The sequence below is a fragment of the Kitasatospora sp. CMC57 genome (assembly GCF_045866025.2).
Classification (GTDB): Bacteria; Actinomycetota; Actinomycetes; order Streptomycetales; family Streptomycetaceae; genus Kitasatospora.
In genome coordinates, this window is record NZ_AP035881.2 from 4,873,807 (window position 1) to 4,897,708 (window position 23,902).

At 69.1% G+C, this 23,902-nt stretch carries 20 protein-coding genes and 3 rRNA genes; 19 read left to right on the top strand and 4 right to left on the bottom strand.

Going from position 1 to position 23,902, the window contains the following annotated elements; translation table 11 throughout:
* The first annotated feature begins 195 nt into the window (after window positions 1-195).
* Window positions 196-654 (top strand): RNA polymerase sigma factor, encoded by a 459-nt coding sequence (locus ACKUU6_RS21875; protein WP_407992196.1) that lies wholly within the window; start codon window positions 196-198, stop codon window positions 652-654.
* Window positions 651-1,115: a hypothetical protein gene (locus ACKUU6_RS21880; protein ID WP_407990253.1), complete on the top strand. Its 465-nt coding sequence runs from the start codon at window positions 651-653 to the stop codon at window positions 1,113-1,115. The genes ACKUU6_RS21875 and ACKUU6_RS21880 overlap by 4 nt, the downstream gene beginning before the upstream one ends.
* Window positions 1,116-1,122: 7 nt before the next feature.
* Here ACKUU6_RS21880 and ACKUU6_RS21885 read toward each other — a convergent pair whose 3' ends face one another.
* Entirely contained in the window at window positions 1,123-2,001 is an 879-nt protein-coding gene (locus tag ACKUU6_RS21885) for an alpha/beta fold hydrolase (protein WP_407990254.1), read from the bottom strand.
* Between the two features lie 90 nt (window positions 2,002-2,091).
* Window positions 2,092-2,964: an ATP-grasp domain-containing protein gene (locus ACKUU6_RS21890; RefSeq protein ID WP_407992197.1), complete on the bottom strand. Its 873-nt coding sequence runs from the start codon at window positions 2,962-2,964 to the stop codon at window positions 2,092-2,094.
* Window positions 2,965-3,041: 77 nt separating this feature from the next.
* Here ACKUU6_RS21890 and ACKUU6_RS21895 point away from each other — a divergent pair, with 77 nt between their 5' ends.
* From ACKUU6_RS21895 to ACKUU6_RS21965, 15 genes are all read left to right on the top strand, one after another.
* Window positions 3,042-3,545, top strand: a complete 504-nt coding sequence (locus ACKUU6_RS21895) for an NUDIX hydrolase (RefSeq protein WP_407990255.1) — start codon at window positions 3,042-3,044, stop codon at window positions 3,543-3,545.
* A 194-nt stretch (window positions 3,546-3,739) separates the two neighbouring features.
* Window positions 3,740-4,747, top strand: coding sequence for a tryptophan--tRNA ligase (trpS, locus tag ACKUU6_RS21900; RefSeq protein ID WP_407990256.1), 1,008 nt, complete (start codon window positions 3,740-3,742; stop codon window positions 4,745-4,747).
* Between the two features lie 62 nt (window positions 4,748-4,809).
* Window positions 4,810-5,763, top strand: a complete 954-nt coding sequence (locus ACKUU6_RS21905) for a S66 peptidase family protein (protein ID WP_407990257.1) — start codon at window positions 4,810-4,812, stop codon at window positions 5,761-5,763.
* 9 nt (window positions 5,764-5,772) lie between these two features.
* Window positions 5,773-6,489: a nucleoside/nucleotide kinase family protein gene (locus tag ACKUU6_RS21910; RefSeq protein ID WP_407990258.1), complete on the top strand. Its 717-nt coding sequence runs from the start codon at window positions 5,773-5,775 to the stop codon at window positions 6,487-6,489.
* Window positions 6,490-7,017: 528 nt separating this feature from the next.
* Window positions 7,018-8,541 (top strand): 16S ribosomal RNA (locus tag ACKUU6_RS21915).
* A gap of 277 nt (window positions 8,542-8,818) precedes the next feature.
* Window positions 8,819-11,940: ribosomal RNA gene (locus ACKUU6_RS21920) — 23S ribosomal RNA — on the top strand.
* Window positions 11,941-12,024: 84 nt separating this feature from the next.
* Window positions 12,025-12,141, top strand: a 5S ribosomal RNA gene (gene rrf, locus ACKUU6_RS21925).
* The 16S, 23S and 5S rRNA genes sit together here, the layout of an rRNA operon.
* Before the next feature lie 118 nt (window positions 12,142-12,259).
* Window positions 12,260-12,976, top strand: a complete 717-nt coding sequence (locus ACKUU6_RS21930; protein WP_407990259.1) for a SigE family RNA polymerase sigma factor — start codon at window positions 12,260-12,262, stop codon at window positions 12,974-12,976.
* Window positions 12,977-12,992: 16 nt separating this feature from the next.
* Window positions 12,993-13,859: a hypothetical protein gene (locus ACKUU6_RS21935; protein ID WP_407990260.1), complete on the top strand. Its 867-nt coding sequence runs from the start codon at window positions 12,993-12,995 to the stop codon at window positions 13,857-13,859.
* Between the two features lie 47 nt (window positions 13,860-13,906).
* Window positions 13,907-14,185: a putative leader peptide gene (locus ACKUU6_RS21940; protein WP_407990261.1), complete on the top strand. Its 279-nt coding sequence runs from the start codon at window positions 13,907-13,909 to the stop codon at window positions 14,183-14,185.
* A gap of 179 nt (window positions 14,186-14,364) precedes the next feature.
* Entirely contained in the window at window positions 14,365-15,378 is a 1,014-nt protein-coding gene (locus ACKUU6_RS21945) for an ABC transporter substrate-binding protein (protein ID WP_407990262.1), read from the top strand.
* Between the two features lie 4 nt (window positions 15,379-15,382).
* Window positions 15,383-16,189: an ABC transporter ATP-binding protein gene (locus ACKUU6_RS21950; RefSeq protein ID WP_407990263.1), complete on the top strand. Its 807-nt coding sequence runs from the start codon at window positions 15,383-15,385 to the stop codon at window positions 16,187-16,189.
* Complete coding sequence (locus tag ACKUU6_RS21955; protein ID WP_407990264.1) at window positions 16,186-17,070, top strand: ABC transporter permease; 885 nt, start codon at window positions 16,186-16,188, stop codon at window positions 17,068-17,070. Before ACKUU6_RS21950 ends, ACKUU6_RS21955 begins: the two co-directional genes overlap by 4 nt.
* A gap of 10 nt (window positions 17,071-17,080) precedes the next feature.
* Window positions 17,081-17,194, top strand: coding sequence for an FAD-dependent oxidoreductase (locus tag ACKUU6_RS21960; protein ID WP_407990265.1), 114 nt, complete (start codon window positions 17,081-17,083; stop codon window positions 17,192-17,194).
* A gap of 301 nt (window positions 17,195-17,495) precedes the next feature.
* Entirely contained in the window at window positions 17,496-17,765 is a 270-nt protein-coding gene (locus ACKUU6_RS21965; protein ID WP_407990266.1) for a hypothetical protein, read from the top strand.
* Window positions 17,766-17,823: 58 nt separating this feature from the next.
* Here ACKUU6_RS21965 and ACKUU6_RS21970 read toward each other — a convergent pair whose 3' ends face one another.
* Together ACKUU6_RS21970 and ACKUU6_RS21975 are read right to left on the bottom strand one after the other, a co-directional pair.
* A complete protein-coding gene (locus ACKUU6_RS21970; protein WP_407990267.1) occupies window positions 17,824-19,146 on the bottom strand; it encodes an LLM class flavin-dependent oxidoreductase in 1,323 nt (440 codons plus the stop codon).
* A gap of 109 nt (window positions 19,147-19,255) precedes the next feature.
* The gene (locus ACKUU6_RS21975) at window positions 19,256-20,458 is read right to left on the bottom strand and encodes an ROK family transcriptional regulator (protein WP_407990268.1); all 1,203 of its coding nucleotides are present in this window, start codon (window positions 20,456-20,458) and stop codon (window positions 19,256-19,258) included.
* 196 nt (window positions 20,459-20,654) lie between these two features.
* On the opposite strand from ACKUU6_RS21975, the gene ACKUU6_RS21980 reads away from it, so the two are divergent.
* Both ACKUU6_RS21980 and ACKUU6_RS21985 read left to right on the top strand, forming a co-directional pair.
* Entirely contained in the window at window positions 20,655-23,210 is a 2,556-nt protein-coding gene (locus ACKUU6_RS21980) for a DUF4118 domain-containing protein (RefSeq protein ID WP_407990269.1), read from the top strand.
* A complete protein-coding gene (locus tag ACKUU6_RS21985; RefSeq protein ID WP_407990270.1) occupies window positions 23,207-23,887 on the top strand; it encodes a response regulator in 681 nt (226 codons plus the stop codon). Before ACKUU6_RS21980 ends, ACKUU6_RS21985 begins: the two co-directional genes overlap by 4 nt.
* Window positions 23,888-23,902: the final 15 nt, after the last annotated feature.

Genomic DNA, 23,902 nt, shown 5'->3' on the forward strand with positions numbered 1-23,902 from the left:
GCGCGCCCGGCTGCTCACCATGCGACTGCCCGGCCGTCGGCGCCCACCGTGGCCGCACCCGCCCAGCTGGAGGCCGGACCGGCCGACGGCTGACGGACGGTCAGGAGTACGGTTCCGACCGTGGACGACGACCTGCGGCCCTGGGACGTGGCGGCGCCGCTGGTGCGTGCGGCGCAGCGCGGCGACGCCCTGGCCATGGACGATCTGCTGAAGCTGATCACCCCGTACGTCACCCGGCTGTGCGCGTCGATCGCCCCGGCCGACCCCGCCGACGCCGTGCAGGAGTCGCTGCTCGCCGGTTTCCGCGGCCTGCGCGGGCTGCGCGAGCCGGTGGCGGTCTACGGCTGGGTGCGGGCGGTGACTGTCCGGGAAGCGGTCCGGGTGGCCCGGCGGACCGGCGCGGAGACCCCGGCCGCCTCCGAGCAGATCGCCCGGCTCCGGGACCTGCTGCCCGCCGTCGGCACCGACCTGACCACCGAGGTGCGGGACCTGCTGGCCCGGCTGCCCGTCCAGCACCGCACCGTCCTGGTGCTGCGCGAGCTGGAGGGGCTGGACGAGCGGACCATGGCCGAGCTGCTGGACGTACCCGAGGGCACCGTGAAGTCACGGCTCAGCAGGGCCCGTTCCTCCTTCCGGAAGGCGTGGACGCGGTGAACGGACCGGATCGGATCGCCCGGCTACGGGTCCTGGCGGCCGGGCTGCGCGCGCCGCTGTACGCCGAGCGGCGGTTCGACCTGCCCTTCGACCGGGTCTGGGCGGTGGTCGCCGACCTGGAGGGCGAGCTGCCCCATCTGATCCCCTTCGTCCGGGAGTTCCGGGTGCCGGCGGGGGACAGCGAGCTCAAGCAGGCAGAGGCCGTTGACACCCTCGGGTTCCGGGGGCGGTTCGAGGCGCGGCTCGGGCCCGGCTGGTGCCTGATGCAGTCCCGGTTGGTGACCATGGGCATGGCCGCCGAGCCCGACGGCGAAGGCGGTGGGGGCACCCGGTTCGCGGTCTGCGGCGCGCTCCGGCCGGCCGCCCTCGGGCCGGTGCAGCGCGGGTACCGTCGCCTGGTCGGCGAGCGCCGGGCCCGCGCCTTCCTCCGCGAGGTGGAGCGTCGGGCCCGGCTGCGCTGACCCTGCGTCAGCCCGTTTCGGCGATCAGCTTCCGCAGGGCCCCGGCCACCCGCTCCGGGCACTCCTCGGGCAGGTGGCCGCCCACGCCGGGCAACACCGACACGGTCAGGTCGTCGGCGTTCGGCTCACCGCGCAGCAGGGCCGGCGGGATCACCGGATCGTGCTCGCCGCCCAGCACCACCGTGGGGACGGTCAGCCGCCGCCGACGGTGCGTGCCGCGCAGACCGGCCGGTATGTCGCGCAGCACGTACTGCCAGAACAGCGACTGCCCGGCCGTGGCGGAGACCCGGGTCGCCTCGGTGAACTCGGCGAGTTCCGCCTCCGACCAGCAGCCGGGGTCGGGGACAGCCCGGCGCAGCAGGTACCGGGTGAAGGCCGGCCAGTACCGCAGCACCAGCCGCCCGACCACCGGGTACTCGATGAACGCGGTGAACCACATCCGCCACAGGTTGGGCAGCACCTGACGGTGCGCTGTCCAGGGGCGGGCCATGTTCAACGCCAGGAACGCGCGGAACCGCTCCGGCGCCCGCTGGCAGATCCGGAAGCCCACCCCGGCTCCCCAGCTGTGGCCGACCAGCGTCACCCGGTCCAGGCCGAGCGCGTCCAGCAGGGCGAGCACGTCCGCGCCGAGTGCGTCGGTGTCGTAGCCGTGTTGGGTCTGCTCGGACCAGCCGAAACCCCGCAGGTCCAGGCAGATCAGCCGGTGGTCGGCCGCGAGCAGTGGCACCAGCCGCCGCCAGGCGTACCAGTGCTGCGGGAAGCCGTGCAGCAGCAGCACGGGGTCGCCGCTGCCGAACTCGGCGAGGTGGAGCCGGGCGCCCCTGACCTCCACCCAGCGGTGTTTCGCACCTTCCAGGTGTGGCATCGGACGCTTGCTGACGGTCATGCGATCTCCTTCGCCGGATGTGGTCGTCCTGTCAGGAGGAGCGCGGTCCGGCAAAGGTTCCACGGAGTTCCGGGAGGCCCGGGCCCGAGCTCAGCCCCCGCTGACCGCCAGCAGGGTGGACAGCAGGCCGCCGAGCTCGGCGCCTCGCGGCAGGTCGCTGACCTGGCCGTCCCCGACCTCGACCACCCGCCAGGAACCGTCGTCCGCCGCCTGCGCCAGGTCGGTGGTGACGAAGCGGCAGCCCAGCTCCCTGACCAGCTGCCCGACCCCGTCGAGCTCCGGCCGGACGGTCGCGTCGGGGCAGTCCGGGTGCGGCCCGACCAGGACGGGCTCGCCGTCCAGCCACCAGACCCGCGCCTCCACGGCCCGCCCGCTCGCGTCCCGCCGGAACTCCTCGAACCGCCGCAGCACCACCCCGCCGGTCAGGAACTCGCCCTGGAGCTCCACGAACCGGCCCACCACCCGCGCCAGTCCGTCCAAATCGCCCAGCTCCGGTACGTAACAGGCCTCCGCCCACTCGTGCTTGCGCGACTTCACGTAGTCCTTGACGATCGCGGGCCCGTGCCCGCCCAGCCGCCGGGCGGCCTCGCCGAGTTGCTCCCGGGTCGGCCCCGTCGGCCCCGACAGCCAGACGCTCTCCGGCGTGAAGCCCTCGAAGACCGGGTACCAGCCGGGCAGTTCATGGGCGTCCGCGTACGAGGCCGGTGAGGTCAGCAGCGGCCGCCCGCGCTCGGCGAGCGCCTCGGCCAGCGCGGCGTAGGCCGGGACCGGCACCATCCAGCCCCGGTACCAGAGCGGTCGGCCCCCGGCCGGGATCCGGCGGACCGCGGCCCGAACGTCCCCGGCGAGCAGCGCGTCATGGTCGAGCAGGACGAACCCGCCGCTCAACTCCTCGATCCGGCGCGCCTCCCGGAGGAAGTGCGGGTCGGGACGGCCGGGGGTCAGCGGGTCGGCAGGCAGCATGATCACCGGCTCAGGGTAGAACCCGGCCACCGGAATTCCAGTGGTCCGACGCGACGGCGTTCTGCCAGGGTGACCGGATGCGAACCCCACGACGTGCGGCCAGGACCGCCGTACTGGAACCGGACGGTGCGGTCTTCCTGCTGCGCTCCGACAACAGCGAGGTCGGTGTCCACTGGAACCTGCCGGGCGGCGGCATCGAGGCCGGCGAGACCCCGGCCACCGGGGCCAGACGGGAGCTGTGGGAGGAGACCGGCTGGACCGACCTCGCGCCCGGCCCGCTGCTCTGCACCTGGGAGCACGACTTCACCTGGCACGGCACACCGGTCCGCCAGTCCGAGCACATTTACCTCGGCCGGGGCCCGCGCCGCGGCCCGGTCGGCGACGTCAGTGAGATGCACCTCGCCGACGGGATCCTGGACTGGCGCTGGTGGACGCCCGAGGAACTGGCCTCGTCGGCGGCAGACCCGTTCTGGCCTCCCACGCTGCCCGAGCTGCTGGCCGCCGTCCGCAGCGACTGGCTGGCCGGGCGGGGTCCGGAGACTCCGGTGCACCTCGGCTACGTCCCCAACCAGCCGCGCTGAACCGGTCCGGCGGCGGTGGCGGCCGCTACGCTGGTACCCATGAAGCAGCAGCCGTGCCTGAACTGGTGGCCGTCCTAGGACGGCCACCCTTTCCGCACGACTAAAGGGCCGTCCGACCGGACGGCCCTGTCGCGTTCCCTCAGGGCGTCCCGGCGGGCCGGTCCGACCCATCGTCAGCCACTGAGGAGACCGCCATGCAGTTCGAGACCGTCCAGCAGCACCCCGACCGGTACCGCGTCCTGACCGGCGACCGTCCCACCGGACCGCTCCACCTCGGCCACTACTTCGGCACCCTGCACAACCGGGTCCGGCTTCAGCGGGCGGGCGTCGAACTCCTCTTGGTGGTCGCCGACTACCAGACCCTCACCGACCGGGACCGGGCCGACCGCCCCGCCGAACAGGCCGAGAACCTGGTCCTCGACTACCTCGCCGCCGGGATCGACCCGGAGCGGACCACGATCTTCACCCACAGCTCCGTACCGGCGCTCAACCAACTGCTGCTCCCCTTCCTCAGCTTGGTCAGCGTCGCCGAGCTCAGCCGAAACCCCACGGTCAAGGACGAGATCGCGCACTCCCGCCAGGCCGCCGTCAGCGGACTGATGTTCACCTACCCGGTGCACCAGGCCGCCGACATCCTGTTCTGCAAGGCCAACCTGGTCCCGGTCGGCCGCGACCAGCTCCCGCACCTGGAGACCACCCGCACCATCGCCCGCCGGTTCAACGACCGCTACGCCACCGCGCTGTTCCCCGAACCGCAGCCGCTGCTCTCCGACGCACCGCAGCTCCCCGGCACCGACGGCGGCAAGATGAGCAAGAGCCGGGGCAACGGGATCGCCCTGGGCGCGACCGAGGACGAGACGGCCCGGCTGATCAAGGGCGCCACCACCGACGCCGACCGCCACATCACGTACGACCCCGAGCGTAGGCCCGGCGTGTCCGGACTGGTCCAGCTCGCCGCGCTCTGCGAAGGCCGCGACCCGGCCGAGGTCGCCGCCGAGATCGGCGACGGCGGCGCGGGCACCCTCAAGCGCCGGGTCACCGAGACGGTCAACGAGTACCTCCGCCCGCTCCGTGCCCGACGGGCCGAACTGGCCACCGACCGGGCGCTCCTCCGGGAAGTACTCGCCGGCGGTGCCGAACGGGCCAACGCCATCGCGGAAGCCACCCTGGCCGAGGTCAGGTCAGCGATGGGTATGGGGTAGGACTGACGGCAGGCGCGCGACCCGCGTCACGCGCCTGCCCACCTCCCAGAAAGGGGCTGACGATGCCTCAGCAGAACGGGGCCACGGTGCCGCGCCGCGCCCGCAGCCTGGTGCCGGGCGACCGGGTGGCCCTGGTCGCCACCAGCGGCGCCATAGACCCCGACCAACTCACCGCAGGCACCGCGATCCTCCGCTCCTGGGGACTGGACGTCGTCCCCGGCGCACACCTGACCGACCGCCACCTCGGCTACCTGGCCGGGACGGACGCCGACCGGGCCGCCGACTTCCAGCGGGCCTGGCTCGACCCCACCATCGCCGCCGTCATCTGCGCCCGGGGCGGCTACGGCGTCCAGCGGATGGTCGACCTGCTCGACTGGGACGCCCTGCGCGCCGCCCCGCCCAAGGTCCTGGTCGGCTTCAGCGACATCACCGTGTTGCACGAGACCGTGGCCCAGCGCCTCGGCATCCCCACCCTGTACGGCCCGATGGGCACCGGCGCCACCTTCATCGCCGACCCGCCCACCGCCGAACACCTGCGCCGCACGCTCTTCACCCCGGCCGACACCCTGGTGGTCGGCGCCCCCACCGCCGGGCCGCTCGTCCCTGGAACGGCCCACGGCATCACCGCGGGCGGCTGCGCCAGCCTGCTCGCAGCCGAACGCGGCACCCCCACCGCCCGCCCCTCCTTCGCCGGGACGATCCTGCTGCTGGAGGACGTCGGCGAGCACCCCTACCAACTCGACCGCATCCTGACCCAGCTGATCCGCTCCGGCGCCCTGGACGGCGTCGCCGGTATCGCGCTCGGTTCCTGGGAGGACTGCGGACCGCTCGCCCCGGTGCGCGAGGTGCTCGCCGACCGGCTCACCCCGCTCGGCGTCCCGGTCGCCTGGGAACTCGGCTTCGGGCACTGCCCGTCCACCCTCACCGTGCCGCTCGGCCTGCCCGCCACCCTGGACGCCGACGCCGGCACGCTCACCTTCGACGTTCCGGTCCTCACGACCGGACCCGCTGAGTAGGGTGCGGCCATGCACGAGGAAGCCCGAGCGGCTCGCACGTCCGCCGTCACCGATCCCGCCGCACTCGTCGGGCTGGCGGCCCGGCTACTGGACGGGCGCACCGTCCACAAGGGCCGCTCCCTCCTCGGCCTGACCGGGCCGCCCGGCGCGGGCAAGTCCACCCTGGCCCTGCACCTGGTCACCGAGCTCAACCGCGCCGAGGGCCCCGGCACCGCTGCCTACGTTCCGCTGGACGGCTTCCACCTCGCCAATGTCCAGCTCGACCGCCTGGGCCTGCGCGGCCGGAAGGGCTCACCCGCGAGCTTCGACGCCCTCGGTTACCTTGCCCTGCTGCGCCGGGTCACAGTGGAACGGTTCAACGACATCTACGCCCCCGGCTTCGACCGCGCCCTGGACGAACCGGTGGCCGGCTGCCACGTGATCCAGCCGCACACCCGCCTGGTCATCACCGAAGGCAACTACCTCGCCAACGCGGAGCACCCGTGGAGCGCGGTCCGCGCCCTGCTGCACGAGCTCTGGTACGTCAAGGCCGAGGACGCCGTGCGGGACGAGCGGCTGATGCGACGCCACGTGGCCGGCGGCCGGAGCCCGGAGGCGGCCCGGGACTGGATCACCGGCAACGACGACCCGAACGGCGAGTACGTGAAGCTGGGCCTGGCCGCCTGCACCAGGGTGGTCAGGGTGGGTGATTTGCGGCAGGACCCAGACGGGGGTAGTGTTCCCTAGTCGCTCGGCAGGGAGCACCGGACACGCATCGGCGCGGACGGTCCCGGGGTGGCCAATCCTCTGAACACATCTTCTGGTCGAACTGGTTCGCGCTTTTTTGCGGGCCGGGTCTATTTGCCGTGTGCGTTTATATGGATTGCGGTTGGATTCGCTTTCAGGAGCGGGGATCGGCTAGAGTTTGAAACGTCGGACGGGCCGTCAGGTTCCGGAGGACGAGGGCGAGTTGGGTGAGTGAGACTCCGGGAAAACGGAGCGGAAAACATCTGATAAGCTCGGAACACGAAAGAACGAACGAAGCGCCCGGAGGGTCCGCCTGATAAGCGGCTCGAAGGAAGTGTCCGTTCCTTGAGAACTCAACAGCGTGCCAAAAGTCAACGCCAGATATGTTGACATCCCCGGCCTCACTTTGTGGGGTTGGAGATTCCTTTATGAAGTAAAACACTAGCGAGGACGCAGTGCGCGGGGCCGCCTATTCCGGTGGTTGCCGTGCCGCTCAACGCGAGTGGCTCGCGAGATTACTCGCAGACATTCACGGAGAGTTTGATCCTGGCTCAGGACGAACGCTGGCGGCGTGCTTAACACATGCAAGTCGAACGATGAAGCTCTTCGGAGTGGATTAGTGGCGAACGGGTGAGTAACACGTGGGAAATCTGCCCTGCACTCTGGGACAAGCCTTGGAAACGAGGTCTAATACCGGATATGACCTTCCTCTGCATGGGGGTTGGTGGAAAGCTCCGGCGGTGCAGGATGATCCCGCGGCCTATCAGCTTGTTGGTGGGGTAATGGCCTACCAAGGCGACGACGGGTAGCCGGCCTGAGAGGGCGACCGGCCACACTGGGACTGAGACACGGCCCAGACTCCTACGGGAGGCAGCAGTGGGGAATATTGCACAATGGGCGAAAGCCTGATGCAGCGACGCCGCGTGAGGGATGACGGCCTTCGGGTTGTAAACCTCTTTCAGCAGGGAAGAAGCGCAAGTGACGGTACCTGCAGAAGAAGCACCGGCTAACTACGTGCCAGCAGCCGCGGTAATACGTAGGGTGCGAGCGTTGTCCGGAATTATTGGGCGTAAAGAGCTCGTAGGCGGCTTGTCGCGTCGGTTGTGAAAGCCCGGGGCTTAACCCCGGGTCTGCATTCGATACGGGCAGGCTTGAGTGTGGTAGGGGAGATCGGAATTCCTGGTGTAGCGGTGAAATGCGCAGATATCAGGAGGAACACCGGTGGCGAAGGCGGATCTCTGGGCCATTACTGACGCTGAGGAGCGAAAGCGTGGGGAGCGAACAGGATTAGATACCCTGGTAGTCCACGCCGTAAACGTTGGGAACTAGGTGTTGGCGACATTCCACGTCGTCGGTGCCGCAGCTAACGCATTAAGTTCCCCGCCTGGGGAGTACGGCCGCAAGGCTAAAACTCAAAGGAATTGACGGGGGCCCGCACAAGCAGCGGAGCATGTGGCTTAATTCGACGCAACGCGAAGAACCTTACCAAGGCTTGACATATACCGGAAACGGCTAGAGATAGTCGCCCCCTTGTGGTCGGTATACAGGTGGTGCATGGTTGTCGTCAGCTCGTGTCGTGAGATGTTGGGTTAAGTCCCGCAACGAGCGCAACCCTTGTTCTGTGTTGCCAGCATGCCTTTCGGGGTGATGGGGACTCACAGGAGACTGCCGGGGTCAACTCGGAGGAAGGTGGGGACGACGTCAAATCATCATGCCCCTTATGTCTTGGGCTGCACACGTGCTACAATGGTCGGTACAAAGGGCTGCGATGCCGCGAGGCGGAGCGAATCCCAAAAAGCCGGCCTCAGTTCGGATTGGGGTCTGCAACTCGACCCCATGAAGTTGGAGTTGCTAGTAATCGCAGATCAGCATGCTGCGGTGAATACGTTCCCGGGCCTTGTACACACCGCCCGTCACGTCACGAAAGTCGGTAACACCCGAAGCCGGTGGCCTAACCCGTAAGGGGAGGAGCCGTCGAAGGTGGGACCAGCGATTGGGACGAAGTCGTAACAAGGTAGCCGTACCGGAAGGTGCGGCTGGATCACCTCCTTTCTAAGGAGCACATAGCCAGACCGAGACGAATGCTCTCGGTTGGTTGCTCATGGGTGGAACGTTGACTATTCGGCACACACGGTTGAAGCCGTCAGTACTGTCCTTCGGGGCGTGGAACGCGGTGGATGGCGGGTGTGTCGGGCACGTTGTTGGGTCCTGAGGGAACGGCCGTGAGGCTGTTGCTTCAGTGCCGGTCCTACTTGAGTGGTGCGTGAGCGTCATGAGGGTGGGTGTCTGGTCGTTGTTTGAGAACTGCACAGTGGACGCGAGCATCTGTGGCCAAGTTTTTAAGGGCGCACGGTGGATGCCTTGGCACTAGGAACCGATGAAGGACGTGGGAGGCCACGATAGTCCCCGGGGAGCCGTCAACCAGGCTTTGATCCGGGGGTTTCCGAATGGGGAAACCCGGCAGTCGTCATGGGCTGTCACCCGCACCTGAACACATAGGGTGTGTGGAGGGAACGAGGGGAAGTGAAACATCTCAGTACCCTCAGGAAGAGAAAACAACCGTGATTCCGGGAGTAGTGGCGAGCGAAACCGGATGAGGCTAAACCGTTTTGGTGTGAGACCCGGCAGGGGTTGCCAGAGCGGGGTCGTGGGAAAGTTCTTGATTGGTCTGCCGGCCGGTCGGTGAGTCAGAAACCGTATGGATAGTCGAAGGACATGCGAAAGGTCCGGCGTAGAGGGTAAGACCCCCGTAGACGAAATCTGTGCGGCTCACTTGAGCTTCTCCCAAGTAGCACGGAGCCCGAGAAATTCCGTGTGAATCTGGCGGGACCACCCGCTAAGCCTAAATATTCCCTAGTGACCGATAGCGGATAGTACCGTGAGGGAATGGTGAAAAGTACCGCGGGAGCGGAGTGAAATAGTACCTGAAACCGTGTGCCTACAAGCCGTGGGAGCGTCGGACATGCAGCTTGCTGTGTGTCTCGTGACTGCGTGCCTTTTGAAGAATGAGCCTGCGAGTTTGCGGTGTGTAGCGAGGTTAACCCGTGTGGGGTAGCCGTAGCGAAAGCGAGTCCGAATAGGGCGGTACAGTTGCATGCCCAAGACCCGAAGCGGAGTGATCTAGCCATGGGCAGGTTGAAGCGGAGGTAAGACTTCGTGGAGGACCGAACCCACCAGGGTTGAAAACCTGGGGGATGACCTGTGGTTAGGGGTGAAAGGCCAATCAAACTCCGTGATAGCTGGTTCTCCCCGAAATGCATTTAGGTGCAGCGTCACGTGTTTCTTGCCGGAGGTAGAGCACTGGATAGGCGATGGGCCTCACCGGGTTACTGACCTTAGCCAAACTCCGAATGCCGGTAAGTGAGAGCGTGGCAGTGAGACTGTGGGGGATAAGCTCCATGGTCGAGAGGGAAACAGCCCAGAACACCGACTAAGGTCCCTAAGCGTGTGCTAAGTGGGAAAGGATGTGGAGTCGCAGAGACAACCAGGAGGTTGGCTTAGAAGCAGCCACCCTTGAAAGAGTGCGTAATAGCTCACTGGTCAAGTGATTCCGCGCCGACAATGTAGCGGGGCTCAAGTACACCACCGAAGTCGTGTCATTGCAGCAATACCCCCAACGGGGGCTGTGATGGGTAGGGGAGCGTCGTGTGCCGGGTGAAGCAGCGGAGGAATCCAGTTGTGGACGGTTCACGAGTGAGAATGCAGGCATGAGTAGCGATACAAGAGTGGGAAACTCTTGCGCCGATTGACCAAGGGTTCCTGGGTCAAGCTGATCTGCCCAGGGTAAGTCGGGACCTAAGGCGAGGCCGACAGGCGTAGTCGATGGACAACGGGTTGATATTCCCGTACCCGCTTTGAAGCGCCAACGTCGAACCTCTGAATGCTAAGCCCGTGAAGCCGGCCCGGAGTCTTCGGACAAAGGGACGTGGTGGAGCCGGTGACCCAACAGGGTAGTAGGTGAGCGATGGGGTGACGCAGGAAGGTAGTCCAGCCCGGGCGGTGGTTGTCCCGGGGTAAGGGTGTAGGCCGAGTGATAGGCAAATCCGTCACTCATTAAGGCTGAGACCTGATGCCGAGCCGATTGTGGTGAAGTGGATGATCCTATGCTGTCGAGAAAAGCCTCTAGCGAGTTTCATGGCGGCCCGTACCCCAAACCGACTCAGGTGGTCAGGTAGAGAATACCGAGGCGTTCGGGTGAACTATGGTTAAGGAACTCGGCAAAATGCCCCCGTAACTTCGGGAGAAGGGGGGCCGGAACTGGTGATGAGTCTTGCACTCTGAGCTGGGGCCGGCCGCAGAGACCAGCGAGAAGCGACTGTTTACTAAAAACACAGGTCCGTGCGAAGCCGTAAGGCGATGTATACGGACTGACGCCTGCCCGGTGCTGGAACGTTAAGGGGACCGGTTAGTCAATCTTCGGGTTGGCGAAGCTGAGAACTTAAGCGCCAGTAAACGGCGGTGGTAACTATAACCATCCTAAGGTAGCGAAATTCCTTGTCGGGTAAGTTCCGACCTGCACGAATGGCGTAACGACTTCTCGACTGTCTCAACCATAGGCCCGGTGAAATTGCATTACGAGTAAAGATGCTCGTTTCGCGCAGCAGGACGGAAAGACCCCGGGACCTTTACTATAGCTTGATATTGGTGTTCGGTTCGGCTTGTGTAGGATAGGTGGGAGACTTTGAAGCGGCAACGCCAGTTGTCGTGGAGTCGTCGTTGAAATACCACTCTGGTCGTGCTGGATGTCTAACCTGGGTCCGTGATCCGGATCAGGGACAGTGTCTGGTGGGTAGTTTAACTGGGGCGGTTGCCTCCTAAAGAGTAACGGAGGCGCCCAAAGGTTCCCTCAGCCTGGTTGGCAATCAGGTGTTGAGTGTAAGTGCACAAGGGAGCTTGACTGTGAGACCGACGGGTCGAGCAGGGACGAAAGTCGGGACTAGTGATCCGGCGGTGGCTTGTGGAAGCGCCGTCGCTCAACGGATAAAAGGTACCCCGGGGATAACAGGCTGATCTTCCCCAAGAGTCCATATCGACGGGATGGTTTGGCACCTCGATGTCGGCTCGTCGCATCCTGGGGCTGGAGTAGGTCCCAAGGGTTGGGCTGTTCGCCCATTAAAGCGGTACGCGAGCTGGGTTTAGAACGTCGTGAGACAGTTCGGTCCCTATCCGCTGTGCGCGTAGGAATATTGAGAAGGGCTGTCCCTAGTACGAGAGGACCGGGACGGACGAACCTCTGGTGTGCCAGTTGTTCTGCCAAGGGCATGGCTGGTTGGCTACGTTCGGGAGGGATAACCGCTGAAAGCATCTAAGCGGGAAGCCTGCTTCGAGATGAATATTCCCACCTCCTTGAGAGGGTAAGGCTCCCAGTAGACGACTGGGTTGATAGGCCGGATGTGGAAGCCCTGTAAGGGGTGGAGCTGACCGGTACTAATAGGCCGAGGGCTTGTCCTCAGTTGCTCGCGTCCACTGTGTTGTTCTGAAACAACGACCCCCTGCCATGGTCACGGTGGGGTGCGGTTGACAGTTTCATAGTGTTTCGGTGGTCATAGCGTGAGGGAAACGCCCGGTTACATTCCGAACCCGGAAGCTAAGCCTCATAGCGCCGATGGTACTGCAGGGGGGACCCTGTGGGAGAGTAGGACGCCGCCGAACAATCATTCACAGAAAGCCCCGCCGGGTCTCCCGGCGGGGCTTTCTGCATTTCAGATCCCGGTCAGCGCCCGTCCAACCCGGTTGCCTCGCGGTTCCGTCCACGGCACACTGGCCCGTCATGGGTGGTGACCGAGGGCACGAGGCGGAGAGCGACTTCCGGGCGTTCTACGAAGGTGCGTATGGTCAGCTGGTCGCTCACCTCTACGCCCTGACAGGGGATTTGGGGGACGCCCAGGACGCCGCGCAGGAAGCGTTTGTCCGGGCCTGGAGTCACTGGAACCGGCTCAGCGCGTACGAGAACCCGGTGGCCTGGGTGCGGTTGACCGGTCAGCGGATCGCGATCAGCCGGTGGCGGCGGGCCAGGACGGCGTTGCGGAGTTGGGTACGGCACGGTGAGGGAAGCCCGTTGCCGGGGCCCGGGCCGGAGTCGGTGGCCCTGGTGGAGGCGTTGCGCCGGTTGCCGGAAGCCCAGCGGTCGGCCCTGGTGCTGCATCACATGGGGGGTAGGGCGGTGGCCGAGATCGCGGCCGAGGAGGGTGTCCCGGTCGGGACGGTGAAAGCGCGGCTGCACCGCGGGCGGCAGGCGTTGGCGGAACTGCTGGGGGAGGAGGAGGGCGAGGGTGGCCTCCGACTGACGGAGCGGCAACCGGAAGCGCCGTCAGGTCCGAAGCCCGGCGTACCGTCGAGACCCGGCCACGCTCCGCAGCCGCGGTCGGAACAAGAGGCCCGGCCGCAGGCGCGTACTGAGGGCGTCGGGACTCCCACTCCCGTCGTACCGGAGCAACGCGGCGGCCGGGAGCGAAATTTGACTAGGACGTTGAGCGCTCGTGACTGAGAGGACGACGATCACCGTGGACGACCAGGATCGTCCGGCCATCTCCGCCGCGCGGTTGGACGGTCTGTTCGACGGTCTGCGCGGGGAGTTGAGCGGCCTGCGGGTGCCCGAGCCCGAGCACGTGGTGGGCCGGGCGGTACGCCGTCGGCGGTGGCGTCGGATCGAAGTGACTTTGGTTGTGGGGGCGTTGGCCTCCACCGGGGTGTGTGGTCTGGCGGCGATGAGGGGCGGCGGCGGAATCGCCGCTGGGCTGGTGGGGCCGCCGGCGTTACGCACGATCACGCCCACCCTGGTGCTGCCCGGTCCCGGCGAGCCGGTCGGCCCGGTGGAGACGGTGATGCCGGTGGACGCAGCCGGCGGTCAACTGCTGTTCGGCCGGGACCAGCTGCCGGTGAGCCCGGGACGGTACGGGCCGTGGGGGGCACAGCTGTTGGCGGCCACGGCGTTCGCGCTGCCGACCGTCCAGGGGTGTGTGCCTGAGCTGGTGGACTCCTTGGGAGCGTTGCACCGTTGGGAGCTGGTGCACGGCGACCTGGCCCGGTCCGATGTGACGTCGGTGCAGTACCTGCTGGAGTTCGAGGCGGAGTCGCAGGCGGCGCAGGCGGCGGCCCGGTTGCTGGGCCCTGGGGAGTGCGCGGCGTTGGGCTGGCCGGCGGGGGAACGGACCGACCGGGCGGCGGTGGTCGCGTCGACCAGGCTCGCCGGACGGGTGGAGGAGTTCACCACTCGGCTGAGTGGCCGTCAGCTGGCGGTGCTGACGGTGCAGTACCGGTCGGCAAGCCAGGCCGAACCGGCGGCGCTGGAGCCGGAGTTCCGGACGGCGGCCGAGCGGTTCGGCGAGGTGGGGACCCCAACCGGCGGCCGTCCGACAGGCCAGGGCTGACCTCGGTCGACGCGTCGTGGAAGACACCGAAGTTTTTCCGGATTCCGATGCAACCTTCCCCCGTCTCGCGGCGTGTTCTGTACGTGCCGAGGACCGGGCCGCGATCGCCCGGTCACGGCCAGGTGGGTGCTGTGGGGAACAGGGGACCCCACAGCACCCACACCGCGACGGGTCCGGCCGGGTTTCTTCCGCCGGGGGAACATTCGTTGACGAGGCTCCGCAGCGCTGGAACGCTGAGGGACGTGAGCCGAGCCGTGAGCCTTGTGGGCCGCCTGCACGTCGATCTCCGACGGCACGCGAGCGCGATCTGTGCCGTCTGTCGCTGACGACGACGCACCGCCCGCCCATGCCCGGCCGCCGTTCACCCGGCGCTCCGTGACGCCGTACCGCTGATCGTGCACCCGCGTCTGCCCGTGTTCAGGGCGGCCGTTCAACGAACCCCGAAGCCCGTGACCGCCTCGTCGGTCCGGCGCTCCCCGCTGCCCTCGTAAAGGATTACATCGCCATGCCCACCAGCACTTCCAGACGTACCTTCCTCGCCCTGGCTGCCATCGGCGCGGCGACCGCCGCCTGCGGCCGGGCCACTGCGACCGGGGGCGGCGGGCACGAGACCGGGAAGATCCGCTACCAGGGTTGGGCCGGGCAGGTCACGCTGCCCGAACTCGCCGAGGACCTCGGCTACTTCGGCGACGTGAAGCTGGAGTGGGTCGGCAACACGATCAGCGGTCCGCAGGACATCCAGTCGGCTGCCACCGGCCAGACCGACTTCGGTGGGGCGTTCAACGGCGCGGTGGTGAAGCTGATCGCGGCCGGCGCGCCGGTGAAGGCGGTGATCAGCTACTACGGCGTGGACGAGTTCACCTACAACGGCTACTACGTGCTGGCGGACAGCCCGATCCGGTCGGCCCGGGACCTGCAGGGCAAGAAGGTCGGGATGAACACGCTGGGCGCACACAGCGAGGCGATGCTCGACATCTACCTCCAGCGCAACGGGCTGACGGCGGCCGAGATCGCCAAGGTGGAGCCGATCGTCATCCCGCCGGTCAACGGTGAGCAGACGCTGCGGCAGAAGCAGATCGAGGTCTCGGTGCTGGGCAGCATCCTGCGGGACAAGGCGCTGGCGGCGGGCGGGATCCGGCCGCTGTTCAGCGACTACGACCTGCTCGGCAAGTTCAGCGCCGGCACCTTCGTGCTGACCAACCGCTTCCTGAAGCAGAACCCCACCACCTCCCGCACCTTCGTCACCGGTGTGGCGAAGGCGATCGAGTGGTCCAGGAGCACGCCGCGCGAGGAGGTGATCGCCCGCAGCACCGAGATCATCCGCAAGCGGGGCCGGAACGAGGACACCGCCGCCCTGCAGTACTGGCGTTCCACCGGCGTGGCGGAGACCGGCGGCCGGATCAACGACCAGGAGTTCCAGCTCTGGATCGACTGGCTGGTCTCGCACGGCGACATCAAGGTGGGCCAGATCAGGCCGGCCGACCTCTACACCAACGAGTACAACACGTACGGGGGTTGAGAGCGTGACGAGTCGGATCAGCTTCGAGCAGGTGACCAAGACCTTCCCGATCAAGGACGGCGCCGAGTTCACCGCGTTGGACCGGGTGGATCTGGACATCGCCGCCGGTGAGTTCGTGGTGATCGTCGGGCCGAGTGGCTGCGGCAAGTCGACGCTGCTGGATCTGGCGGCGGGCCTGACCAGGCCGACCGGCGGCCGGATCCTGTTGGACGGGAATCCGGTCACCGGGGCCGGTGTCGATCGGAGCGTGGTGTTCCAGCAGTACGCGCTGCTGCCGTGGCGGACCGCGCAGGGCAACGTCGAGTTCGGCCTGGAGGCGACCGGGGTTCCGCGGCGTCAACGGGTTGCGCTGGCACGGGAGTACCTCGGGCTGGTCGGCCTGTCCGGTTTCGAGGACCGGCATCCGCACGAGCTGTCCGGCGGCATGAAGCAGCGGGTGGCGATCGCCCGCAGCCTGGCGTACGACCCGGGCGTGCTGCTGATGGACGAGCCGTTCGCGGCACTGGACGCGCAGACCAGGGAGCTGCTCCAGGACGAGCTGCTGCGGATCTGGGAGCGCACCGGCAAGACGGTCGTGTTCATCACGCACGGCATCGAGGAGGCGGTCTACCTGGGGCAGCGAGTTGCGGTGCTGACCTCGCGGCCCGGGAGGGTGAAGGAGGTGGTCCCGATCGATCTGGGCGAACGGACGACGGCACAGGACCTGCGCTCCGCACCGGAGTTCGCGCGGTACCGGCACGAGATCTGGAGCCTGCTGCACGACGAGGTCGACCGAGCCCAGCAGTTGGAGCGAGAGGTGGCCCACGTATGAGCACCGACCTGCGGCCCGCGCCGTCGATCAGCCTGGTGAACCCGAAGACTTCGGAGACCTCCAGGCTCTCGAGTATCCCGAAGACGCTCGCCCCGGCGCCCCGCCGGAGCCGCCTGCCCGGCCTGCTGTTCAACGCCGTCACCAAGTCGGTGGCGATCGTCCTGCTGCTGGTTCTCTGGGAGCTGGCCCCGCGCTTCGACCTGGTGGACCGGACCTTCCTGCCGCCGGTCAGTGAGGTGCTGGACGCCTGGCTCGGTCTGCTGGACAGCGGACAGCTCGCAGTCAACACCTGGGCCAGCCTGACCCGTTCGCTCAGCGGCTTCGGCCTCGCGGTGGTGGTCGGCGTCCCGCTCGGACTGCTGATCGGCTGGTACCGTCCGGTGGCCAATCTGCTCAGCCCGCTGCTCGAACTCTTCCGCAACACCGCCGCGTTGGCGCTGCTGCCGGTCTTCGTGCTGATCCTCGGGATCGGTGAGACCTCGAAGATCTCGATCGTGCTGTACGCCTGCCTGTGGCCGATCCTGCTGAACACCATCAGCGCCGTGCGCAGCGTCGACCCCACCCTGCTGCGGCTGGCCCGTTCGCTGGACCTGTCGCCGGTGAAGCTGTTCCAGAAGGTGATCCTGCCCGCCTCGGTGCCGGTGGTGTTCACGGGCATCCGGCTGGCGGGGGCGGTCTCGATCCTGGTGCTGGTGGCGGCCGAGATGGTCGGCGCGAAGGCCGGTCTGGGCTATCTGATCAACGCTTCGCAGTACAACTTCGCGATCCCGCAGATGTACGCGGGAATCGTCACGATCTCGGTCATCGGGGTGGCGTTCAACCAGCTGCTGGTCCGGCTGGAGCGCCGGTTCACCGCCTGGCGCGCGCCTGTGAACGGTTGAGGAGAGAGCCGTGCAGGAGCTGAGTACGGACGTCCTGGTGGTCGGCGGCGGTCCGGCCGCCACCTGGGCCGCGCTGGACGCGGCCCGGGCCGGCGCGGACGTGGTCCTCGCCGACGAGGGTTAGTGCGGTACCAGTGGCGCCACTGTCGCCGGGGGTACGGGATTCTGGTACGTGGAGCCCGAACCGGCGGCGCGGGAGGCCGCGATGGCGAGCCGGGAGGCGCTGGGCGGCTACCTGGCCGACCGGCACTGGATGGGGCGGGTGTTGGATCGGACCTACGCCAACATCAACGAGCGCGCCGAGAGCAGGAGTTACCCCTTCCCGACCGGCCCCGACGGGCGGCAGCTGCGGAACGGTCTGCAGGGCCCCGAGTGCATGCGCCGGATGCGGATGCACTGTCGCCGGGGGTACGGGATTCTGGTACGTGGAGCCCGAACCGGCGGCGCGGGAGGCCGCGATGGCGAGCCGGGAGGCGCTGGGCGGCTACCTGGCCGACCGGCACTGGATGGGGCGGGTGTTGGATCGGACCTACGCCAACATCAACGAGCGCGCCGAGAGCAGGAGTTACCCCTTCCCGACCGGCCCCGACGGGCGGCAGCTGCGGAACGGTCTGCAGGGCCCCGAGTGCATGCGCCGGATGCGGATCAGGGTGAAGCGCGCGCGGGGGTCCGGGTGCTGGACCACAGTCCGGTGAACGCCTGGCACGAAAGGGGCGCCCACCAACCGGTGGGCGCCCCTTCGGTGCTGCGGGGTCAGGAGAAGCGGCCGGCGGGCCGGGGGAGGCCGTAGTGCTCGCGCAGGGTGCGGCCGGTGTAGCCCTCGCGGAACAGGCCGCGCTTGCGCAGGATCGGCAGCACCTGCTCGACGAAGTCGGTCAGGCCGTCGGGGAGGATCGGCGGCATGATGTTGAAGCCGTCGGCGGCGCCCTGGGTGAACCAGGTCTCGATGTGGTCGGCGAGCTGCTCGGGTGTGCCGACGACGACCTGGTGGCCGCGTCCGCCGCCGAGCCTGCCGACCAGTTGACGGAGCGTCAGGCGGTCGCGTCCGGCCAGGTCACGGATCAACTCGAACCGGCTCTTGGCTCCGTTGATCTCGGTGACCGGCGGCAGCGGCGGCAGCGGCTCGTCGAGCGGGTGGTCGGTGAGGTCGACGCCGAGCACGGTGGAGAGCACGCCCACCGCGCGGGCGGGGTTGATGAGTTCGTCCAGTTCGCGGTCGAGGCGGTGGGCCTCCTCCTCGGTGGAGCCGAGCACCGGCACCACCCCGGGCAGCACCACGACCTGCTCGGGGGCCCGGCCGAAGCCGGCGGCCTGGCGCTTGAGGTCGGCGTAGAAGGACTGCCCCTGGGCCAGGGTCTGCTGTGCGGTGAACACGGCTTCGGCCCAACGGGCTGCGAAGGCCCGGCCGTTGTCGGAGGAGCCGGCCTGCACCAGCAGCGGGTGCCCTTGCGGCGGGCGGGGGATGTTCAGCGGTCCGCGGACCTGGAAGTGCTCGCCGACGTGGTCGATCTCGTGCACCCGGTCCGGGTCGGCGAACGCGCCGGTGGCCCGGTCCAGGGTGAGCGCGCCGTCCTCCCAGCTGTCCCAGAGCGCGGTGACCACGTCGAGGAACTCGGCGGCCCGCCGGTAGCGGACGGCGTGCTCCTGGTTGGCGGAGCGGCTGAAGTTCTGCGCGGACCGCTCCCCGGCCGAGGTGACGATGTTCCACCCCGCCCGGCCGTGGCTGATGTGGTCGAGCGAGGCGAACTGCCTGGCCAGGTTGTACGGCTCGGTGAAGCCGGTGGAGACGGTGCCGATCAGGCCGATCCGCTCGGTCACCACGGCCAGCGCGGTGAGCAGCGTGAACGGTTCGAAGTGGCTGATCAGGCCCCAGCCGCCGTCCGAACGGGCCTCCACGCCGTCGGCCAGGAAGACCGAGTCGAAGGAGGCCGCCTCGGCGGTCTGGGCGAGGCGCTGGAAGTGCGTGATGTCGGCGGCCCGGTGCGGGTCGGTGCGCGGGTGACGCCAGGCCGCCTCGTGGTGGCCGACGCCCATCAGGAAGAGGTTGAAGTGCAGCTGCCGGTCGTCAGTGGGCATGGTGAGGTGCTCCGGTTCCGGAGGAGGAGGAAAGGGATTTGTCCCCAATTCTCCTTTGTCGGAGGAGAATTGGTCAGTGATTCGCCAGGCGGCGGAATTAATCCGGCCGTTACGAGCTGCGCGCGGTGCGCAGCTCCATCGGCCGCTGGTAGGCGCTGTCCAGTACGCCCGCGCAGGCCGCCACCGCCAGCACGTCCGTTCCGAACGAGGCGGCCGTCACCAGTTGGCCCGGCTCCACCGGGCCGTGCCGGGCGACCTGTCCGTACAGGTAGCCGGCCAGGTCAGGACGGACGGTCAGCCCGGCCTCGCTGACCACCAGCACCTCGGGGTTGAGCACGTTGAGCAGCAGCGCGACGGCCGGGGCGGCGAGCCGCAGCCGTTCCCGGATCAGCGCCTCGGCCCGCTCGTCGCCGGCCCGGGCCAGGGTCAGCAGCAGTTGGAAGTCCGGTACGGGCACGATGCCCCGGGCGTGTGCGCGGCGGGCGATGGTGCGCTCGGAGACGGTGGCCTGGAGGCAGCCGGTGCGGCCGCAGACGCAGGGTTCGGTGGAGCCCGGTACGGGCAGGTGGCCGACGTTGCCGGCCCGGGAGCGGCGGCCGCGCAGCACGGTGCCGCCGGTGGCGAAGGCGGCGTCGACCACGTTGCCGACGAAGAGCTGGACGAGTTCGGTGGCGCCGCGGCCCGCGCCGAACAGCAACTCGGCCTGGGCCAGTGCCTTGGCGTGGCTGTCGACGTGCACCGGCAGCCGGGTGGCGCGGGCAAGTTCGGCCCGGACGGGGATGTCCCGCCAGCCGAGCGGGCCGTGCTCGACCACGGTGCCGCGTTCGGAGTCGACCCAGCCGCCGGTGACCACGCCGAGGCCGAGCAGCGAGCGCCCGGCGGCCCGGCGGGCCCGGAAGCCGGGCAGGTGGTCGCGGATGGTGGCCAGCACGGTGGCGGCGTCGCCCCGCCGGGGCAGCCGCTCCTGCGCGACCACCCGGCCGCGCAGGTCGAGCAGGGCGAAGGTGAGGAAGGGCACGCCGATGTGCACCCCGCAGGCGAGGTGGTGACGGCTGTCCACGTCCAGCGGCAGCTGGGGGCGGCCGGCCCGGGGCGGTCCGTCCGGCGCGGGCAGTTCGCGGACCAGGCCGAGGCCGATCAGGTCGGTGGTGTGCCGGGAGACCGCCGCCGGACTGAGCCCGGTGGCCCGTCCGACGGCGGCCCGGGCCAGCGGCCCGTCGGCCAGTACGGCGCGCAGCACCGCCCCGGCGCCGCCGCCCTCGGAGGGCTGCGGCGCCCGGACCGGCGCGGGGGGAGCGACCAGAGAGAGCATGCGGTCGATGTTCCCAGCGGGGTGTTGCACGGGCGTGGCGGCGGTATGAAGGGGCCTCCTGGCCGTCAAGAGCTCGCTAAGACTGGCCGGACGGGTGATCTGATCAGCGGATTTCCAGTCGGGCGGCCGTAGGCTCGGGGGCAGACGAACAGGCGTCCGGGGGCACGGCCCGCCGGGCTGACCGGGAACGGTGCGGATGGCACGCGGCAGGCTGCGGATCTACCTCGGGGCGGCACCCGGCGTCGGCAAGACGTACGCCATGCTGGCCGAGGCGCACCGGCGCGCGCTGCGCGGCACCGACGTGGTGGTCGGCTTCGTCGAGCACCACGGTCGGGACCGGACCGCCGAACTGATCGAGGGTCTGGAGACGGTCCCGCGCCGGGAACTGACGTACCGGGGGGCGACCCTCGCCGAGCTGGACCTGGACGCGGTGCTGCGTCGGCGGCCGGCGGTCGCCCTGGTGGACGAGCTGGCCCACACCAACGTGCCGGGCAGCCGCAACGCCAAACGCTGGCAGGACGTCGAGGAGCTGCTGGCGGCCGGCATCGACGTGGTGTCGACCGTCAACATCCAGCACCTGGAGTCGCTGGGCGACGTGGTCGAGGGCATCACCGGGGTCCGCCAGCGCGAGACGGTGCCGGACGAGGTGGTCCGTCGGGCCGACCAGATCGAGCTGGTCGACATGTCGCCCCAGGCGCTGCGCCGCCGCCTGGCCCACGGCAACGTCTACCCGCCGGACCGGATCGACGCCTCGCTGGCGAACTACTTCCGGCCCGGGAACCTCACCGCGCTGCGCGAGCTGGCCCTGCTCTGGACCGCCGACCGGGTGGACGAGTACCTGCAGCGCTACCGGGCCGAGCACGGCATCGAGGGCACCTGGCAGGCCCGCGAGCGGATCGTGGTCGGCCTGACCGGCGGCCCCGAGGGCGCCACCCTGATCCGGCGCGCCGCGCGGATCGCCGACCGCGCCTCCGGCGGCGAGCTGCTCGCCGTGCACATCGCCCACTCGGACGGCCTGACCGGCGCGAGCGGCTCCCCGCAGACCCTGATCGAGCAGCGGGCCCTCACCGAGAGCCTCGGCGGCACCTTCCACACCGTCCTCGGCGACGACCCGGCCGCCGCGCTGCTGGACTTCGCGCGGGGCGTGAACGCCACCCAGATCGTGCTGGGCAGCAGCCGCCGCCGGGCCTGGCAGTACCTGTACGGCCCCGGGGTCGGCGCCACCGTGACCCGGGGCAGCGGTGACATCGACGTGCACACCGTCACCCACGAGCAGGTCGCCAAGGGCCGCGGCCGGGTGCCGCTGCGCAAGGTCACCGACCTCGGCCGGACCAGGACGGTGCTCGGCTGGCTGATCGGGGTCGGTGGTCCGCCGCTGCTGACCCTGCTGCTCACCCAGGTCGACGGTCTCGGGCTCCCCTCCGTGATGCTGCTCTTCCTCAGCCTGACCGTCTGCGCGGCCCTGGTCGGCGGTCTCTTCCCGGCGATCGCCTCCGCGCTGGTCAGCTCCTCGGCGCTGAACTACTACTTCGCGCCGCCGATCCACACCTTCACCATCTCCGAGCCGCAGAACATCCTGGCCGTGGCGATCTTCACGGCGGTCGGCATCGCGGTCGCCTCGGTGGTCGACCTGGCCGCCAGACGCACCCAGCAGGCCGCCCGCGGCCAGGCCGAGGCGCAGTCGCTCAGCGCGCTGGCCGGCACCGTACTGCGCGGCGCCCCCGGCGGCGACGGCCTGCTGACCGCCCTGCTCGACCAGGTCAGGGAGACCTTCCAACAGGACTCCGCCGTCCTGCTGGAGCGAGCCGACGACCACTCGCCCTGGCGGCCCGCCGCGGCCCGCGGCCCGCACCCCCCGGCCAGGCCCGAGGACGGCGACGTGGACGTGCCCGTCGGCGATCACCTCACGCTGGTGCTGCGCGGCCGGGTGCTGCCCGCCGCCGACCGCCGCCTGCTCGGGGCGTACGCCGCCCAGGGCGCGGCCCTGCTGGAGCGCCGCCGACTGGCCGGGGAGGCCGCCGCCGCCCGGCGGGAGGCCGAGGGCAACCGGATCAGGACCGCCCTGCTGGCCGCCGTCTCGCACGACCTGCGCACTCCCCTGGCCGGGATCAAGGCGGCGGTCAGCTCGCTGCGCGCCGAGGACGTCGAGTGGAGCCCGGAGGACGAGGCCGAACTGCTGGCGGGCATCGAGACCGGCGCCGACCGGCTCGACCATCTGATCAACAACCTGCTCGACATGAGCCGCCTCCAGACCGGCACGGTGGCCCCGCTGATCCGCGACACCGACCTGGACGAGGTGGTCCCGTACGCGCTCGGCGGGGTGCCGCCGGGCTCGGTCCGGCTGGACGTGCCCGAGACGCTCGCCATGGTCCGGGCCGACGGCGGGCTGCTGGAGCGGGCGCTCGCCAACCTGGTGGAGAACGCCGTCAAGTACAGCTCCGACGTCCTGGTCCGGGCCGCCGCGATCGACCGCCCGGGCGCCGCCCGGCAGGTCGAGGTACGGATCGTGGACCGCGGCCCCGGCGTGCCCGAGGAGGCCAAGGAGCGGATCTTCGCTCCGTTCCAGCGCCACGGCGACGCCCCGCGCGGCGTCGGCGTCGGGCTCGGCCTGGCCGTGGCCCGGGGCTTCGTCGAGGCGATGGGCGGCACGCTGGCCGCCGAGGACACCCCGGGCGGCGGGCTGACCATGGTGGTCGTGCTGCCCGCCGCCGTACCCGACCCCTCCCCGAACCGAAAGGCGGAGCCCGTATGACCCGGGTCCTCGTCGTGGACGACGAACCGCAGATCGTCCGCGCCCTGGTGATCAACCTCAAGGCCCGGAAGTACGAGGTGGACGCCGCCCATGACGGCGCGTCGGCCCTGGAGCTGGCCGCCGCCCGGCACCCCGACGTGGTGCTGCTCGACCTCGGCCTGCCGGACCTGGACGGCGTCGAGGTGATCCGCGGCCTGCGCGGCTGGACCAGGGTGCCGATCATCGTGCTGTCCGCCCGGCACAGCTCGGACGAGAAGGTCGAGGCGCTGGACGCCGGGGCCGACGACTACGTCACCAAACCCTTCGGCATGGACGAACTGCTGGCCCGGATGCGGGCCGCGATCCGCCGGGCAGAACCGGTCGTCGGCGAGGACGAGCCGACCGTGGTCGCCGAGGGCTTCACGGTCGACCTGGCCGCCAAGAAGGTCAACCGGGACGGCACCGACGTCCGGCTAACCCCGACCGAGTGGCACCTGCTGGAGGTGCTGGTCCGCAACGCCGGACGGCTGGTCAGCCAGACCCAGCTGCTCCAGGAGGTCTGGGGCCCGGCTTACCGCACCGAGACCAACTACCTGCGGGTCTACCTGGCCCAGCTGCGGCGCAAGCTGGAGACGGACCCGAGCCGGCCGAGGCACTTCATCACCGAACCGGGCATGGGCTACCGTTTCGAGCCCTGACCGGGTGGCCCCGGT

What these genes read in the sequence shown, in the direction of transcription:
- ACKUU6_RS21875 (WP_407992196.1), top strand. Translation starts at nt 196, where the DNA reads ATGGACGATCTGCTGAAGCTGATCACCCCGTACGTCACCCGGCTGTGC.
- ACKUU6_RS21885 (WP_407990254.1), bottom strand. Translation starts at nt 2,001, where the DNA reads ATGACCGTCAGCAAGCGTCCGATGCCACACCTGGAAGGTGCGAAACAC.
- ACKUU6_RS21890 (WP_407992197.1), bottom strand. Translation starts at nt 2,964, where the DNA reads ATGCTGCCTGCCGACCCGCTGACCCCCGGCCGTCCCGACCCGCACTTC.
- ACKUU6_RS21895 (WP_407990255.1), top strand. Translation starts at nt 3,042, where the DNA reads ATGCGAACCCCACGACGTGCGGCCAGGACCGCCGTACTGGAACCGGAC.
- trpS (WP_407990256.1), top strand. Translation starts at nt 3,740, where the DNA reads ATGCAGTTCGAGACCGTCCAGCAGCACCCCGACCGGTACCGCGTCCTG.
- ACKUU6_RS21905 (WP_407990257.1), top strand. Translation starts at nt 4,810, where the DNA reads ATGCCTCAGCAGAACGGGGCCACGGTGCCGCGCCGCGCCCGCAGCCTG.
- ACKUU6_RS21910 (WP_407990258.1), top strand. Translation starts at nt 5,773, where the DNA reads ATGCACGAGGAAGCCCGAGCGGCTCGCACGTCCGCCGTCACCGATCCC.
- ACKUU6_RS21930 (WP_407990259.1), top strand. Translation starts at nt 12,260, where the DNA reads ATGGGTGGTGACCGAGGGCACGAGGCGGAGAGCGACTTCCGGGCGTTC.
- ACKUU6_RS21940 (WP_407990261.1), top strand. Translation starts at nt 13,907, where the DNA reads ATGCAACCTTCCCCCGTCTCGCGGCGTGTTCTGTACGTGCCGAGGACC.
- ACKUU6_RS21945 (WP_407990262.1), top strand. Translation starts at nt 14,365, where the DNA reads ATGCCCACCAGCACTTCCAGACGTACCTTCCTCGCCCTGGCTGCCATC.
- ACKUU6_RS21955 (WP_407990264.1), top strand. Translation starts at nt 16,186, where the DNA reads ATGAGCACCGACCTGCGGCCCGCGCCGTCGATCAGCCTGGTGAACCCG.
- ACKUU6_RS21970 (WP_407990267.1), bottom strand. Translation starts at nt 19,146, where the DNA reads ATGCCCACTGACGACCGGCAGCTGCACTTCAACCTCTTCCTGATGGGC.
- ACKUU6_RS21975 (WP_407990268.1), bottom strand. Translation starts at nt 20,458, where the DNA reads ATGCTCTCTCTGGTCGCTCCCCCCGCGCCGGTCCGGGCGCCGCAGCCC.
- ACKUU6_RS21980 (WP_407990269.1), top strand. Translation starts at nt 20,655, where the DNA reads ATGGCACGCGGCAGGCTGCGGATCTACCTCGGGGCGGCACCCGGCGTC.
- ACKUU6_RS21985 (WP_407990270.1), top strand. Translation starts at nt 23,207, where the DNA reads ATGACCCGGGTCCTCGTCGTGGACGACGAACCGCAGATCGTCCGCGCC.